The organism is Rothia nasimurium, assembly GCF_928382285.1.
Lineage (GTDB): Bacteria > Actinomycetota > Actinomycetes > Actinomycetales > Micrococcaceae > Rothia > Rothia nasimurium_E.
Window position 1 is genome coordinate 611,611 of record NZ_CAKMSS010000001.1, and the last position, 15,489, is coordinate 627,099.

The following is a 15,489-nucleotide window of genomic DNA, read 5'->3' on the forward strand; positions in this document are numbered from 1 at the left end:
ACCAGACACCCCGCTAGGCGGGGTTAGCCTTCTCCCATTCCTCCTGCTCTTTGGCGCGGACGGCGTTCTCGGCGTCCAGGCGGGCACCGCGCGTCACCCCGTACCAGTAGGCCACAGCAAAAGCCGCTCCCACAAAGAACATGGAGGGCAGGGCAAAACCAACCAGAATCAGGGCAGCCTGCAGACCGTAGCCCAGGTGGTAGCCCCAGGGCTTCTTCAGGAAGGCCGGGGTGACTAGCAGGGCCGCTACCAGAGCTAGACCCAGTACCCAAATGACTACCTTGACCCAGGTGGGGTCGTTGAAGTGGTGGCCAAAGATGGCCAGGGTTGCAAAGAAGGCAACCAGGGCTTCGAGTGAGAGCACCATCGAGGTAAACATGACCTTGATAGAGCGCTGCTTTTTCGGCTGGCCCGGGCGCCATTCGCGCTGGGCGCGCGTCATTCTCGCCATCATCTCTCCTTTACAGTCCGAGCAGGGTGCTAGCTTCGCCCACCACGGTGATGGAGCCGGTGACCAGTACCGCGGAGTTCAGGTTGGGCACATCGGCTGCAGCCGTCACCGCTGCGGACAGAGCATCGGGAATGTTCTCGTAGATCTCGATGGCGTCTTCATCAAAACCAGCGTTGAGGGCCAATTCAGCTAGCTCTTCCGGGGCAATGGCACGCGGAGAGTCTGACTTGGTCAGGTGCAGTACCGTGCGCCACTCTGCCCGATCAACGTACTCGTCAAAGAGCAGGTTCAGCATGGTCGCGGCGTCCTTTTCACCCAGGATACCCACCACCAGGTGCAGTTCTTCAAAGCTGAAGGACTCCTTAAAGGCCGCTGCCGAAGCAGTGACCCCATGGGGGTTGTGGGCGGCATCAAGCACCACGGGCGGCTCGGTGCGGGCTACCTCTAGGCGGCCCGGCGAGCGCACCTCGCCAAAGGCCTGTTTGACCAGGTCAAGGTTGAGTTCCTTCTGGCCACCGCCAAGGAAGGCTTCAACTGCGGCAAGGGCAACCGAGGCGTTTTGGGCCTGGTGGGCGCCGAAGAGGGGCAGGGCTAAATCTTCATAGTGGCCGGCAAGACCCTGTACGGTCATCAGCTGGCCACCCACTCCGGCGGTACGCTCTAGGACCTTGAACTCAAGGCCCTCAAAGCGGTAATCGGCGTTGCGAGCACGGGCAGCCTCCAGGAGCACCTGGGCGGCGGACGGGTCCTGGGCGGCAGAAACCAGGAAGCCGCCGTCCTTAATAATCCCTGCCTTCTCACCGGCAATTTCGGCGAGGGTCTCCCCCAGCATGTCGGTGTGGTCCAGGCCAATGGGGGTAACCACCGATACGGTAGCGTCAGCGACGTTGGTGGCGTCCCAGGAGCCCCCAATACCCACCTCAAGCACCATCACGTCCACCGGCTCATCGGCGAAAATCGCAAAAGCCAGGATGGTGAGGGCTTCAAAGTAGGTGATGCGGGGGGCACCGGCTGCCTCAAGCTCAGCGTCCACAATCTGCAGGTAGGGCTGAATCTCGCCCCAGATACGCACAAAGGTGGAGTCCGCTACGGGTGCCCCGTCAATCGAGATCCGCTCGGTGACCTTGGAAATATGGGGGCTGGTGTAGCGGCCCACACGGATATCGTGCGCCATGAGCAGGCGCTCAATCATGCGGGCGGTTGAGGTTTTGCCGTTGGTGCCGGTGATGTGGATGACCGGGGCTGCCTTGTTGGGCTCGCCCAGAATTTCCACGGCGCGGGTCATCGCGTCAAGGCGGGGGGCCATCTTGTGCTCGGGGGCACGAGCCAGCAGGTCGGCGTAGACCGAGGCTACGCCGAGGGCGTCGTCAGCGCGAGCGCCCTCGGCAGCAATCTCGGCAAACACGGGGTCAAGCTCCATGTTGTCCTTGGTCATTTATGCCTTCTTCACGGTCGCTGAGAATTCAGCGCCCTCGAGGTAGGTCACGGCCACAGCCAGGGTCTCACCGGCCACCAGTTCCTCGTGCTTCTTGATAGCTTCGAGGTCAGCGGCGGGGGCAGTGATGGTCAGCTCGATGCGGTCTGAGACGTTCAGGCCAGCGTCCTTGCGCTCAGACTGGATGGCGCGGACGGCGTCGCGGGCAGTACCCTCGGCGCGCAGATCGTCGGTGAGGGTGGTGTCGAGTACCAGGAAGCCACCACCGGGCAGAACCGAGACGGCGCGCTCTGCAGCGCCGTCGGTTTCTGCGACCACGGTTTCAAGCTCGTACTCGCCCGGCTCCAGAGCCATGTTGTCGGCACCCACCACAACGGTGCCGTCCTCGGTGACCTTCCAGTCCCCGCTCTTAGAAGCCTTGATGGCAACCTGCACCTGCTTGCCCAGACGGGGGCCTGCGGCGCGGGCATTGACCTTGAGCTGCTGGGAGATACCGAAGTCAGCAGGAGCCACCTCGGCAGCGTCCAGAAGCTCAACCGCCTTGATGTTGAGCTCATCAGCGATGATCGATTCGAAGGTACCGGCGAGGTCCTTGCCACCGGCAACCGCCACGGTCAGGGCAGCCAGGGGCTGGCGCACGCGCAGCTTGTGGGCCTTACGCAGGGCAGAACCGGCAGAAGCGACAGCACGGGTGGTCTCCATCAGGGCCAGCAGCTCAGCCTCGTCCTTGAAATCCGCAGGTGAGGGCAAATCGGTCAGGTGAACCGAACGCTCCCCGGTCAGGCCACGGTAGATTTCTTCGGTGGTCAAAGGCAGCAGGGGGGCCGCCATCTTCACGAAGGTCACCAGGGCGGTGTAGAGCACGTCGAAGGCCGCGGCGTCTTCGTTGAAGAAACGCTCGCGGGAGCGGCGCACATACCAGTTGGTCAGGGCGTCGGTGTAGGTGCGCAGGGCCTCGCAGGCGGCAGATACATCGTAGGCGTCCATGGCCTCGGTAACCTCGGCAACCAGCTGACGGGTCTTACCCAGGATAAAGCGGTCCATCACATGCTCGGCCTCGGTAACCAGCTTAGCCTCGTAGCCTGCCCCACCGTTTGCGGCGTTGGTGTAGAGGGCAAAGAAGTGGTAGACGTTCCACAGGGGCAGCATGACCTGGCGGACGCCCTCACGGATGCCCTGCTCGGTCACGATCAGGTTACCGCCGCGCAGAATCGGAGAGGACATGAGGAACCAGCGCATGGCGTCCGAACCGTCGCGGTCCAAAACCTCGGAGACATCGGGGTAGTTGCGCAGGGACTTAGACATCTTCTGGCCATCCGAGCCCAGAACGATGCCGTGGGCAATGACGTTCTCAAAGGCGGTGCGGTCGAAGAGGGCGGTGGCCAGAATGTGCATGGTGTAGAACCAGCCGCGAGTCTGACCGATGTACTCAACGATGAAGTCTGCCGGGTAGTGGGCCTCGAACCACTCCTTGTTTTCGAAGGGGTAGTGGAACTGGGCGAAGGGCATGGAGCCGGAGTCGAACCAGACGTCCAGCACGTCCTCCACGCGGCGCATGGTGGACTTGCCGGTGGGGTCGTCCGGGTTGGGTCGGGTCAGCTCGTCGATATAGGGGCGGTGCAGGTCGACTTCGCCGTCCTTGTTCAGGGGCAGGCGGCCGAAGTCGGCTTCGAGCTCAGCCAGGGAGCCGTAGACGTCGGTGCGGGGGTAGTTGGGGTCGTCAGAGACCCAGACCGGGATCGGGGATCCCCAGAAGCGGTTACGCGAGATAGACCAGTCGCGGGCGTTCTCAACCCACTTGCCGAACTGGCCGTGCTTGACGTTCTCGGGAATCCAGTTGATGTCCTCGTTCAGCTCGCTCATGCGGCCCTTGAAGTCGGTCACACGCACGTACCAGGAGGTGATGGCGCGGTAGACCAGGGGGGTACGGCAGCGCCAGCAGTGGGGGTAGGAGTGAACGTAGGACTTCTCGCGGATCAGTGCCCCGTCAGCCTTGAGAGTGTTGATGATGGTTCGGTTAGCATCAAAGATCTGGACACCGGCAATCTCAGCCAGGGGGGCGCCCTCAGCTAGGGTGGAGTCGGCGAAGAGGTCCAGGAACTTGGCGCCCTCATCGATGGACAGAATCACGGGGATACCGTAACCCTCACAGACCTTCTGGTCATCCTCACCGTAGGCGGGGGCCTGGTGGACCAGACCGGTACCGTCGGTGGTGGTCACGTAGTCGGCGACCAGAATCTGCCAGGCCTTCTCGGTGCCGAACTTTTCTGCGTCGGTGAAGTAGTCCCACAGGGGTGCGTAGCGCACACCTTCGAGCTGGGTGCCGGTGTAGGTGGCAAGGACGGCCTCGCGGGCGGCGTCCGCGGGCTTTTCGGCATCCCCGTAGCCCAGGTCCTTGGCGTACTCGCCCAGCAGGTCGGCAGCCAGCAGGAAGCGGCGTCCTTCTAGCTCACCGGCGCCGGGCACAACAACGTAGCTGATTTCGGGGCCAGCGGCCAGAGCCTGGTTGGTGGGTAGGGTCCAGGGGGTGGTGGTCCAGGCCAGGGCTTCAACACCGGCCAGTTCGGCGGCAACCTCGGGGTGCTTGGCCAGGGTGGCGTCGTCGGTGATGCGGAAAGCCACGGTGACGGACGGGTCCTGACGCTCCTTGTAGACGTCATCGTCCATACGCAGCTCGTGGTTCGAGAGCGGGGTTTCGTCCTTCCAGCAGTAGGGCAGCACGCGGAAGCCCTCGTAGGTCAGACCCTTATCGTGCAGCTGCTTGAAGGCCCAAATAACGGACTCCATGTACTCCACGTTCAGGGTCTTGTAGTCGTTCTCGAAGTCCACCCAGCGGGCCTGGCGGGTAACGTACTCTTCCCATTCCTTGGTGTACTTGAGCACCGAGGCGCGGGCAGCGTCGTTGAAGTTGTCGATGCCCATCTCGATGATCTGCTGCTTATCGGTCATGCCCAGCTGCTTCATGGCTTCAAGCTCTGCGGGCAGGCCGTGGGTGTCCCAGCCGAAACGGCGCTCAACCTTGTGGCCGCGCTGGGTCTGGTAGCGGGCGACCAGGTCCTTGACGTAGCCGGTCAGCAGGTGGCCGTAGTGGGGCAGGCCGTTAGCAAAGGGAGGGCCGTCGTTGAAGACGAACTCGTTAGCGCCGTTCTCACCGGCGTCGCGGTTATCGATGGATGCCTGGAAGGTTCCGTCATTCTTCCAGTAGTCCAGCACTGCTTCTTCAAGTGCGGGGAAAGAGGGGGAAGCGGCCACAAAACTGGCTCCGCTTGCGCTTGCCTTGGGGTAAACAGGCTTGTTGGTCATGGTTGCGCCCTTAGGTTCTTGTCTGCCTAGTACTTGGGGTGCAAGGACGCCTGCCCTCCCCCGTCCGCTCGACGGGTGGGGAACCTGCGCGGTACCACCTTGCTTACGTCAACCGGTCCGACCCCACCCCGGGCCGCACTAAAAAGTGCGGGCGGGTATGGGTCTGCGCCGGGGCAGCCTACCGTCTCGTGAGATGAGGTAGGTTGCGCCCAGCGCAGGGTCGAACCGGTTATCAGTCGCTTCATGACAGCTGTTTCGGGCTTACCCGTCCGGGTCTACTGGGGCTATATCTATTCCGCGCACTCCCCTCGTCGCAACGAATTACGGGGGTGTGCAGGTACAGCCTGTTCTTCCGGATTGCTCGCCGGTGATGGCCGGGTCATTGCAACTGTTACCCATTTTAGGGGCAGGGGCGGTAGCTGTCTAACGGGTTTTTAGCTTTTCTGGCAGGCGCCCGCCGGGGCGGGGTGTGAATTACAGGCGTGTGAGCACAAGATGTAGTACAGGTGCGGACGCCCCGCCCCAAGATAGCGGATTACCGCCAGCTGGCAGGGTGAGCAGGGGAACCTAAATTACAATTCTTGTCCCCGCCCCTGTGCTCAACTTCAGGTCGCACCTACCTGCGGGCGGCGTCCGCATACTTCCCCTATTCCACGAGCGTCCATCAGACTCTCGAAGTGCTTATTCCCCTGGTGGACGCTCCGAGAGTCTGGTGGACCTTAGAGGCGGCGGGCACGGTTGAAAGCTCGCTCCATCTTGATTTTGAGCTCGTGCGGACGCCGGGTGAGCTCGTCCCACGCTACTCGAACCACATCCCACCCCTGCCCCCGTAAGAGAGCCTCACGTTCGTTCTGCCGCCCAAAAACGTCCTCACGCTCACCAAACTGGGTGTATTTAATCTGCCCATCAAACTCAACGATGATCTTGAAATCTGGCCAGGCAAAATCTACCCTGAACTGCTGCCCATATACCCCAATCACGTGCTGCTCAACAGGCCGAGGCAAACCACACCTCATCAAGAAAAGCCGCAGCAAACTCTCCCCAGGCGACTCGCTGAGAGGGCTTACGATATCTGCAATTATGCGAGCCTGCACGGAACCACGGCCAGAGAGCCCCCGTAAGGCCTGGGTCAGTTTTTGGTGCTCAATCTTCCGCAAAGAACTATCCGCAAGCACAAGCGCCTCTTCGAATTTCATCACCCTCATACAGTGAAGAACCGTATCGAGCGGTGCGGTTACATCTACACCCAAACTTTTCTCGATTTCGTACCGGTTGTTTCTATGCCGCACAACCCGTGGTGAAGGGGTGCCGTGTGCCTGCCCCACTGTATGGATAGCAGTCGGTATATGGAGTAGCCACATACCGTGTACCGCTGCCGCTGAATGGTGGGATAACACCGAGGTTTTGAGCCTGCTTCTGCCATACCCGATGACACGGGCAAGATACTGCTGACTAGGGTAAAGCTGAGAGTGGAAACCACTTTCCATATAGCTTCCGTAGCCAAGCCGCTGGTACTCGCCGCGAGCGACCGCGCGAGCGAGGGCGTCCTTGTTTATACCTCGTACGGATAGTTGCTGTGTGGTCTGTACGGCCATTGCTATTTCTTCTGGAGATTTCATGGTCAGATTGTGCGCTGATCCGGGCAGATTTCGCTAGAAAGGCACTTCCTGTGGATAGCGCTTTGCGCACCAGTGCACGGCGAGCGCGTTTAAAACGGTGCAGCCGTGACGCAGTATGACGCAGCTGAGCTAAGTGTCCACAAGAATCTTGCACCGCCCATTTGAGACCTAAGCACTGCGAGAGTCTGGTGGACGCTCAAGATGAACACGCCCCTGATACGCCGCTAGACTTGGGTTCAAACACCACCCAGGAGAACGCCATGCCCCTCATTAATGTCTCGTACGCATCTACTCAGTCTGATGAGAAGAAGGCCGAGCTGATTGCTGAACTCACCCGCACCTATGCCCGGGTGATGGGTGCCAAGGAAAGCTCGGTGTGGGTGATTCTTAACGAGGTGCCGCGTACCGATTGGGGTGTGGGCGGGCAGCCTCTAGCGGAGCTTGGCGCGGCAGCCGCCAGCCAGCAGGACGCCCGTGTTGAGATTCGCCAGGCACAGCAGGAAGACCTGCCCGCCCTGGCAGCCATTGAGGCTGAGTGCTTCCCGGCGGCTGAAGCAGCGAGTGAGAGTGACCTGCGGGCCAGGTTTGAGGTTTTTGGGGAGCATTTCTGGGTGCTTGAAGCTGACGGCGAAGTTGTTGCCTTTATCGACGGACTGGTGACAGACTCCCCCGTTATCTTCGATGACCTCTACGAGAGCCCCCAGGCCCATACTCGGCACGGGGCCTATCAGACGGTGTTTGGCATCAACACCCGCCCTGCCCACCGGGGCCGGGGGTACGCGTCCGCCCTGACAGAAAAGCTCATCGAACAGGCCCGAGAGCAGGAGCGAACAGGGGTGATTCTTACATGCAAGAAGGAGCTGATTGGCTTCTATGAAAAACTCGGCTTTGAGCTTGACGGGGTCTCAGAATCAGCCCACGGCGGGGCGATCTGGCACGATATGACCCTGCACCTGGACTAGTCCCAGCCCAGCACCCCGGCGATGCGGTTGAGCAGGGCAAGCGCTCGCCGCGGGTTACCCCCGCCAGAAACAGCCACCAGTTCATCGCCCTGCCTGCGGTGGGCCAGCGACCAGACTGGAGATTCCTGCGATGCCCCGCCCACTAGGCACCAGATGCCTCGCCCTTCGCAAAGCTCAGCGACCCGTGCATTGAGATCCGGTGAGTCCGTGAGCGCGTAGACCAGCCAGGCACCGGCAAGATCTTCGGGAGCAAAAGGACGCCGGTGGGCAACAAGGCTCCCTTCAGCCAGCAGGTTCTCCATGTGGGAGTCGAGAGAAGGAGCCACCACCTCAACCTGAGCCCCAGCCTCGATGAGGGGGCTCACCTTCCGGGCAGCGACCTGCCCCGCCCCGACCACCAGAACCCGGCGTCCGCGCAAATCAAGGGCTACCGGCAGCCGCTGATTCACGCGGTGAGCTCCGCCCAGATGTCACCGTCGCGCACTTCTACGGGGTACACAGGCAGACGGTAGTCAGCTCCAGAGAGGCACTCGCCGCTGATGAGGGAATAGACCTCTTTATAGAGAGGGGATGTCACGGTGGGCTCGCCGCCCTTCTCTCCCAGAATGCCGCGGGCAATCACCAGGGCCCCAGAGGCAGGGTCCCTGTGGCTGGTGACGAAAATAGAATCGTCTGCGGCACGAAAGACCGCATACTGCTGCCCATCAATTAGGGCCGCTTCACCCCAGTTGGGCTCCAGGTCGTTCTTGGTGCAGATTCGGTGCCACTGTGCTGTCACGGTGCCCTCCATTTTCTTACTGTACGTCGTGCGTTTGCGTGGGTTTACCTTGTTTACCCTGTCTTTAAGCTAATATTAGCATTATAAATACGCATTAAACCGGCTTGAACCCACACCAGGGAGGCTCCCATGTCCCACACCCCCGCTACCTCCAGCCAACGTTCCGTTCTGGTGATTGGAGGTGGGCCCGCAGCCTGGAGATTTGCCAAGGCCTTCCTCGACAAGGACTCCGCTGCCTCCCACCTTACCGTGCTCAACGCCGAGAAACACCTGCCCTATGACCGTGTAGCGCTAGAGAAGATTTTTCACGACACCGCCCGCGACCTCACCCTCGGCGACCCCGAACTCTGGAACAGTCCCCACGTCACCCTCGTCAATGGTGTGAGCGCAACCGCCATCGACCGCAAGAACCGCACGGTCAGCGCAACCGACGGTCAGACCTACCCCTACGATGAACTGATTCTTGCTACCGGCTCATCGGCGGTCAAGATTCCCATTCCTGGCTCCGACAGCGCCCACGTCTTCCGCACCATCGATGATGTGCAAACGGTGGTTGCAGAGGTTGCCCGTCTAACGGAAAAGCTAGGACGCCGCCCTCGCGCTATCGTGGTCGGTGGCGGCCTGCTGGGGCTTGAGGCCGCAGAGGGCCTGCGAGATGTAGGAGCTGACCCCACCATTCTCGATGTGGCTCCCTGGCTGCTATCGATTGAGGTAGACCAGGGTGGCGGTTTCGCGGTCAACGCCGCAATTCGCGAGGCGGGAATCGCGGTTGAAACCGGTGCTTTTATCTCAACCATTAACAAGGATTCCGCCGGTGAGGTTATCTCGGTGTCGGTGGCAATCGGTATGGGTGATGAAGCCGATGTGCACCAGCTCGATGCTGACCTGGTCATGATGGCTGCCGGCATCCGCCCCAATGACCAGTTAGCCCGGGACGCCGGTTTGCAGGTGGGCGAGCGCGGCGGCCTCGTGGTCTCCCCCAGCTGCCAGTCGGAAGACCCCCATATTTGGGCTATCGGTGAAGTAGCCTGCGTGCTGGGCCGCACCTGGGGCCTGGTGGCTCCGGCGAATCAGATGGCTGAAGCTGTGGCAACTAATCTCACCGGTGGTCATGAAGAGGTAGAGAGCTTCGATATCGCCACCAAACTCAAGTTTTCGGGTCTGGAAGTAGCCGGTTTTGGTGACCGTCGCGGGGTGACCGATAACTGTCTAGAGATTATGTTTGCTGATCCGGCCCGCGGCCTGTATCAGAAGATTGTGACAACCGCCGATGCGAAGACCCTGCTCGGTGGCGTCTTCGTGGGTGATACCGCCCCCTACGATTCGCTGAAGCCGCTGCTAGGCAGGGAGCTGCCCGCGGAGCCGTCCGCCTTTCTCACCGCTGCAGGAAGCGGGGATGGCGTGCCCGATACAGAACTGCCCGACGACGCAGTGCTGTGCTCCTGCAACAATATCTGCTTCGGTGCAGTGCGGGAAGCAGTAAAGGGCGGCGCGCACGATGTGGGAGCGGTCAAGGCTGAGACAACCGCCGGGACCCAGTGCGGCTCGTGCGTACCCATGATCCAAAAGACCCTAGAACAGACCATGAAGAAACTGGGGCTGACGGTCTCGAAAGCCCTGTGCGAGCACTTTGACCTCTCGCGTGCCGAGCTCTTCCAGGCTGTCTACGCTGTGGGCGACCTCGATGATTTCTACTCCGTGCTCAAGCGCTTTGGGCGGGGTACCGACGGCTGTGCCATCTGTAAGCCGACCGTGGCGTCCATCCTTGCATCGACCCGCAAGTCCTACGCCCTGGACGGCGGCCGCGGCGCCCTGCAGGACACCAACGACCGCAACCTGGCTAACATGCAGAAGGACGGCACCTACGGTGTGATTCCCCGAATCCCCGGTGGCGAAATTACCCCGCAGAAGCTGGCGGTTATCGCCCAGGTGGCAGCTGACTATGGGCTCTACACCAAGATTAACGGCGCCCAGCGTATCGGCATGTACGGTGCCCGTCTAGAGCAGCTACCCGAAATCTGGCAGCGCTTGGTCGATGCGGGCTTTGAGTCGGGCCAGGCCTACGGTAAGTCCTTGCGTAACGTGAAGTCCTGCATTGGTTCTGCCTGGTGCAGGTTCGGTATGCGCGATTCGGTGGCTATGGCAATTGATACGGAAAACCGCTACAAGGGTTTGCGTTCTCCCCACAAGTTCAAGGTGGCAGTGTCTGGCTGTAACCGTGAGTGCGCAGAAGCCCAGGGCAAAGACGTGGGTCTTATTGCCACCACGAACGGCTGGAACCTCTACTTTGCCGGCAACGGCGGCGCTAACCCCGCCCACGGCCGCCTGTTTGCGCAGGATCTCGACCAGCAAACCGCCTACCGTTATATTGACCGTTACCTGATGTACTACATCCGTACCGCGGATAAGCTCCAGCGCACCGCCCGCTGGGCTGAGGACCTCGATGAAAAGTTTGGCGACGCTATCGAGCACCTACGCGAGGTGATTATCGACGACAAGCTGGGCATTTGTGAACAGCTCGATGCCGATATGCAGTACCACATTGACCACTATGAGGACGAGTGGGCCGCAACCCTGCGCGACGAGAAACGCCTGCGCCGCTTTAGGGCTTTTGTCAATGAACCTGAGGCTAATTCGGCAGGTGACCGCATGTATGTGCTGGAGCGCGATCAGATTCGCCCGGCTAGCGAGGCAGAGATAGCTGCGGCCGAGGCCGATGGTGCTTTTGAAGATCAGGACGCCGGTGAGAAAGTGCTGATTGCCGGAGCTAGCTTGCCGGTGTTTGCCGGTTAGATGATGACTGTGTGACCTCGTATGAAGGCGTGTTTTTTGCCGGTTCATGCGAGGTCATGCAAGTGGGTAAAGCCGCCTTCCACATGTGAGGATGAAGGGTAGCGAGTTTTCTAGGGAGAGGAAGAAGGGTGTTCGCTGATCTTGATATAACCAGCGCCTCTGTGCTGGTCTGCGGAGCCTCAGGGCGGGTGAGCCAGGTTGCCCCAAAGTATCAGACGGCTGCTCAGATGAAGAGTGTCTACTCCCCCGAGCTACTCCCCTCTGCTATAGAAATGTCTCCCTCTCTGGTGGTCATCTGTGCCGAGCAGCCCAATGAGATTGCTGACTGGCGGCGGGCTGTGACGTCTGCCCTGGGCAGCAGGGGCCTCTCTGCGCTACTGCTTGTGGATAGCGAACCGGCCCCACAGCACGTCGGTAGGGTCTATCTCATAGGAGCAGGTCCCGGAGATCCTGGGCTGATGACCCGCCATGCCCTTGAGGCTCTGAGCCGGGCGGACGTCGTCCTGCTTGATCACCTGGCCCCTCACCAGGACCTGCCCCGCTGGGCTCCCAAAGCGGAAATTATCGATGTGGGAAAGATTCCTGGAAAGCACCGGGTTCCCCAGCGTGAGATTGACCGGCTCATGGTCGAATATGCCCAAGCCGGGCGCACCGTAGCCCGCCTCAAGGGGGGTGACCCCTACGTCTTCGGACGGGGCGCTGAAGAACTCTATGTCTGTGAGCAGGCCGGTATACCGGTGACGGTCTATTCGGGGGTTACGTCCTCGATTGCCCTGCCCGCTCTTGCAGGAGTTCCTATCACCTTACGCGGCGTCTCCCACATGTTCACGGTGGTATCTGGGCATGCCCCTCTGAGCGGCTCAGAGCTGGATCAGCTCGCTGGCCTGCTCAAGGATGGTGGTACGGTTTCCCTGCTCATGGGCGTGAAGTCCCTACCCCACACCGTTGCCGGTCTGCGTGAGCGCGGGGTACCGGCGTCCTTACCCCTGATTGCGGTTCAGGACGGTTTCCGCCCCAACCAGCGCGAGATCTACGCGACCTTGGGCGACTGCCTTGAAACCCTGGCCGAGGTGAAGCCGCCTGCCGTGATTACCCTGGGCGAGGTGTGCGCGGTTGCCGGGCCCCGCCGAGATGAAGTGATGGCTCGGGCCTTTGAGACTCACTAGGCATTCGATGCGTCCGCCGGTTTTCCACGCGTGAAACGTCGAAAACCGGCGGGCGCGTCGAAGTTTCTGCGAGGTACTAAAAATTCGGACGGACGCGCCCCCGGGGGGGTGGTCCGGACAGGTTGTTCAGGCCCTCCACACCTCACAATATATGACGCCTGCACGACCTGAAGGCCCCTCAAAACCTTTCCTGAGACCGGTTCAAGGGCAGAGTTATCCACAGATTTTCAGGACTGCCGGTAGGAAAGCCATACTCGGTGCAGTCTAGATATATGAAAAGCCTGCACGATATTCACCCTTTAGTTCAGACAACCCAAGATTTGGAGCTGCGCGGCTTCACCCGTCATGCCCTGAGCCAAAAAGTTTCCCGAGGCGACATCGTTAGAATCCGCCGCGGCGTCTACGTACCGACTCAGAGCTGGTCTTCATTCCTACCGAGCGAACGGTATCTAGCTCAATTAGTTGCCCATTCTAAAGTCATGGGCGACCGAACAGTCTTTTCGCATCTCAGCGCCGCAGCTCTCTACGGTTTTGCCCAGTTGGCGGTGCCAGAGCGCATCCACGTTGCGGCGCCGCGTTCCAGGGCTCATTCGTCCCCTGGCGTGACCGTGCACGGGCTGACCAGCAAGCCCCACAGGCTAGCGGGTATCCCCGTGACATCTGCGCTTCAGACTGTAGTTGATTCGTGCAGGGTTCTCGACCTACGTCATGCGCTCGTGCTGGCCGATAGTTCGCTTCGCACCGGGGTTCTCTACCCCGACCTTACGGCACAGTTGCGTCAGGCCAGCGGTCGCGCAAGCAGTCGTCTGCATAGGTTAGCTGACTTGGTCAACCCGTTGTCGGAATCTGCTGGGGAGAGCCTGGTGGTCTATTTCTTAGACGAGTTTGGCTTTCCGCCCTGCCAACAGCAGGTGTGGGTTGAGGGCGGCGGACGGCGCTACCGGCCTGATTTTATGTGGCCGGAGTACATGATCATTGTGGAGTTCGACGGCAACATCAAATACGCGGGCGCGAACCGTGAGCAGGTATTTGGTCAGCAAAACGAACGAGAAGCCTGGCTCCGGGCTAGGGGGTATAACGTGGTGCGCACCAATTGGCATGAGGTGGTCTACCGCCCGCAAGAGCTGGCAGACAAGCTGAGGTGGGCCTTCGCGTCCGCCGGTGTCTACCTATAAACTTCGACGCGTCCGCTGGTTTTCCACGCTTTAGAAGTAGAAAACCGGCGGACGCGTCGAAAGACTAGCTCTAGACCAGCTGTTGCTCGTCCGCCTCCATCGCCCAGCAGGCAAAGCTCTGACTTGAATCTGCACGTTCAGCCAGGTAGCTGCGAATCAGGCGCTCAAGGTAGTCCTCAAGCAGGTCAGCTTCAACTTTGAGCCCGCGCACGGTACGCCCGAGGGTGCCGGCTGCGTCATTCTGGTAGTCAGCCAGCCCGCCGCCAAGGTGAACCTGGAAGCCGGGTACCTGGCGGCCGTCATCGGTGGTAATGATCTGCCCCTTCAGCCCGATATCTGCGGTCTGAATACGGGCGCAGGAGTTGGGGCAGCCGTTGATGTGCAGGGTCAGGCGGGCAGGGAGCTGGTCGGCCACATCGGCCATGCGCTCTTCGAGGTTATCGATGACGCGGGCGGCAGTGGACTTGGTCGCCACGATAGCCAGCTTGCAATACTCGATGCCGGTGCAGGCGATGGTGGAGCGGCGGAAGACGGACGGACGCGCGTAGAAGCCCAGCTTCTCGGCTTCGGTGATGAAGGGCTCAACATCATCTTCTTCGATGTCAAGCACGACCAGCTTCTGGTAGGGGGTAGTGCGTAGACGCGAAGAGCCGTACTTCTCAACCAGGTTGGCCAGGTCGATGAGCTGGGTGCCGCTAATGCGCCCCACGGTGGGGGTCAGACCGATGTAGAACTTACCGTCCTTCTGCGCGTGTACTCCTACGTGGTCGCCGGTGATGGCGGGGGTCTCGGGGGCAGGGCCGTCGGGCAGAGCGTAGCCTAGGTACTCTTCTTCGAGTACCTGCCGGAACTTTTCAACACCCCAGTCAGCGACCAGGAACTTCAGGCGGGCCTTGTTGCGCAGGCGGCGGTAGCCGTAGTCACGGAAGATGGAGATAACGCCCTTCCAGACCTCAACGGCCTGGTCCTGGGTGACGAAAACGCCCAGGCGTTCGGCTAGTTTGGGGTTGGTAGACAGGCCCCCTCCGACCCAGAGGTCATAGCCGACTCCCAGGTCGGGGTGGGTTACGCCCACGAAAGCTACGTCGTTAATCTCGTGGACGACGTCCTGGCTGGGGTGACCGGTGAAGCAGGTTTTGAACTTACGCGGTAGGTTCGAGAAGGCTGGGTCGCCGATGTACTTCTCTTTAATTTCACGAATGACCGGGGTGGGGTCGATCAGTTCGTCAGCTGCGATACCGGCTAGGGGTGAGCCCAGAATGACACGACCGACGTCGCCGCAGGCCTCGGTGGTATCAAGATTGACCTCAGCCAGGCGGCGCCAGATCTCGGGCACATCTTCTACCTGCACCCAGTGTAGCTGTACGTTCTGGCGGTCGGTCACATCTGCGGTGTCGCGAGCAAAATCCCGAGATATTTCACCGATCACGCGGGTCTGCTCGGTGGTGAGCTGGCCTGAGTCGATGCGAACGCGCAGCATGAAGTACTGATCTTCTAGCTCTTCGGGGCTTAGGGTGGCGGTGCGTCCGCCGTCGATGCCCTGTTTGCGCTGGGTGTAGAGGCCCCACCAGCGGAAGCGGCCGTGCAGGTCGTCCGAGTCGATGGAGTCGAAGCCTTCCTTGGAGTATGTGTCGATAATCCGCTCGCGCACGTGCAAGCCATCGTCGGCTAGCTTGAATTCTTCGTTGGCGTTGAGCGGTGTCTTTCCGTCGATTTTCCACTGGCCGTTGGGTTTTTTGGAGACGGGTTTGCGACGGGCCGGGGCGTCTGCTTGGTCAGGCCGGGCAGTGAGGGTCTTTGCCATGGG

At 60.7% G+C, this 15,489-nt stretch carries 11 protein-coding genes; 4 read left to right on the forward strand and 7 right to left on the reverse strand.

Annotation, left to right across the window (positions count from 1 at the left end):
• Positions 1-13: 13 nt before the first annotated feature.
• The 4 genes from L6758_RS02655 to L6758_RS02670 form a co-directional block, all read right to left on the reverse strand.
• Positions 14-451: a DUF4233 domain-containing protein gene (locus L6758_RS02655; protein WP_237205361.1), complete on the reverse strand. Its 438-nt coding sequence runs from the start codon at positions 449-451 to the stop codon at positions 14-16.
• Between the two features lie 10 nt (positions 452-461).
• Positions 462-1,886, reverse strand: coding sequence for a bifunctional folylpolyglutamate synthase/dihydrofolate synthase (locus L6758_RS02660; RefSeq protein ID WP_237205322.1), 1,425 nt, complete (start codon positions 1,884-1,886; stop codon positions 462-464).
• Positions 1,887-5,189 (reverse strand): isoleucine--tRNA ligase, encoded by a 3,303-nt coding sequence (gene ileS, locus L6758_RS02665; protein WP_237205323.1) that lies wholly within the window; start codon positions 5,187-5,189, stop codon positions 1,887-1,889.
• 719 nt (positions 5,190-5,908) lie between these two features.
• The gene (locus L6758_RS02670) at positions 5,909-6,193 is read right to left on the reverse strand and encodes a DUF559 domain-containing protein (protein ID WP_237193985.1); all 285 of its coding nucleotides are present in this window, start codon (positions 6,191-6,193) and stop codon (positions 5,909-5,911) included.
• Positions 6,194-7,068: 875 nt separating this feature from the next.
• Here L6758_RS02670 and L6758_RS02675 point away from each other — a divergent pair.
• Positions 7,069-7,770 (forward strand): GNAT family N-acetyltransferase, encoded by a 702-nt coding sequence (locus L6758_RS02675; protein ID WP_237205324.1) that lies wholly within the window; start codon positions 7,069-7,071, stop codon positions 7,768-7,770.
• On the opposite strand, the gene L6758_RS02680 is transcribed toward L6758_RS02675, so the two are convergent.
• On the reverse strand, positions 7,767-8,219 hold the full coding sequence (locus L6758_RS02680) for a precorrin-2 dehydrogenase/sirohydrochlorin ferrochelatase family protein (protein WP_237205325.1): 453 nt from the start codon (positions 8,217-8,219) through the stop codon (positions 7,767-7,769). The two genes, L6758_RS02675 and L6758_RS02680, sit on opposite strands and share 4 nt — an antisense overlap.
• Entirely contained in the window at positions 8,216-8,548 is a 333-nt protein-coding gene (nirD, locus tag L6758_RS02685; protein ID WP_237205326.1) for a nitrite reductase small subunit NirD, read from the reverse strand. Before nirD ends, L6758_RS02680 begins: the two co-directional genes overlap by 4 nt.
• Positions 8,549-8,677: 129 nt before the next feature.
• Between nirD and nirB the strand changes: the two genes are divergently transcribed.
• The 3 genes from nirB to L6758_RS02700 all read left to right on the forward strand — a co-directional run bounded on the left by nirB (position 8,678) and on the right by L6758_RS02700 (position 13,682).
• Positions 8,678-11,341: a nitrite reductase large subunit NirB gene (gene nirB / locus L6758_RS02690; protein WP_237205327.1), complete on the forward strand. Its 2,664-nt coding sequence runs from the start codon at positions 8,678-8,680 to the stop codon at positions 11,339-11,341.
• A gap of 272 nt (positions 11,342-11,613) precedes the next feature.
• Positions 11,614-12,507, forward strand: coding sequence for a uroporphyrinogen-III C-methyltransferase (cobA, locus tag L6758_RS02695; RefSeq protein ID WP_237205328.1), 894 nt, complete (start codon positions 11,614-11,616; stop codon positions 12,505-12,507).
• 272 nt (positions 12,508-12,779) lie between these two features.
• Entirely contained in the window at positions 12,780-13,682 is a 903-nt protein-coding gene (locus L6758_RS02700) for a type IV toxin-antitoxin system AbiEi family antitoxin domain-containing protein (protein WP_237205329.1), read from the forward strand.
• Positions 13,683-13,752: 70 nt separating this feature from the next.
• On the opposite strand, the gene L6758_RS02705 is transcribed toward L6758_RS02700, so the two are convergent.
• Positions 13,753-15,486 carry a nitrite/sulfite reductase gene (locus L6758_RS02705; RefSeq protein WP_237205330.1) on the reverse strand — a complete coding sequence of 578 codons (1,734 nt, stop codon included), beginning with the start codon at positions 15,484-15,486 and terminating at the stop codon, positions 13,753-13,755.
• Positions 15,487-15,489: the final 3 nt, after the last annotated feature.

Coding starts and splice junctions, on each gene's coding strand:
- L6758_RS02675 (WP_237205324.1), top strand. CDS start 7,069: ATGCCCCTCATTAATGTCTCGTACGCATCTACTCAGTCTGATGAGAAG.
- L6758_RS02660 (WP_237205322.1), bottom strand. CDS start 1,886: ATGACCAAGGACAACATGGAGCTTGACCCCGTGTTTGCCGAGATTGCT.
- L6758_RS02705 (WP_237205330.1), bottom strand. CDS start 15,486: ATGGCAAAGACCCTCACTGCCCGGCCTGACCAAGCAGACGCCCCGGCC.
- nirB (WP_237205327.1), top strand. CDS start 8,678: ATGTCCCACACCCCCGCTACCTCCAGCCAACGTTCCGTTCTGGTGATT.
- cobA (WP_237205328.1), top strand. CDS start 11,614: ATGTCTCCCTCTCTGGTGGTCATCTGTGCCGAGCAGCCCAATGAGATT.
- ileS (WP_237205323.1), bottom strand. CDS start 5,189: ATGACCAACAAGCCTGTTTACCCCAAGGCAAGCGCAAGCGGAGCCAGT.
- L6758_RS02655 (WP_237205361.1), bottom strand. CDS start 451: ATGGCGAGAATGACGCGCGCCCAGCGCGAATGGCGCCCGGGCCAGCCG.
- L6758_RS02700 (WP_237205329.1), top strand. CDS start 12,780: ATGAAAAGCCTGCACGATATTCACCCTTTAGTTCAGACAACCCAAGAT.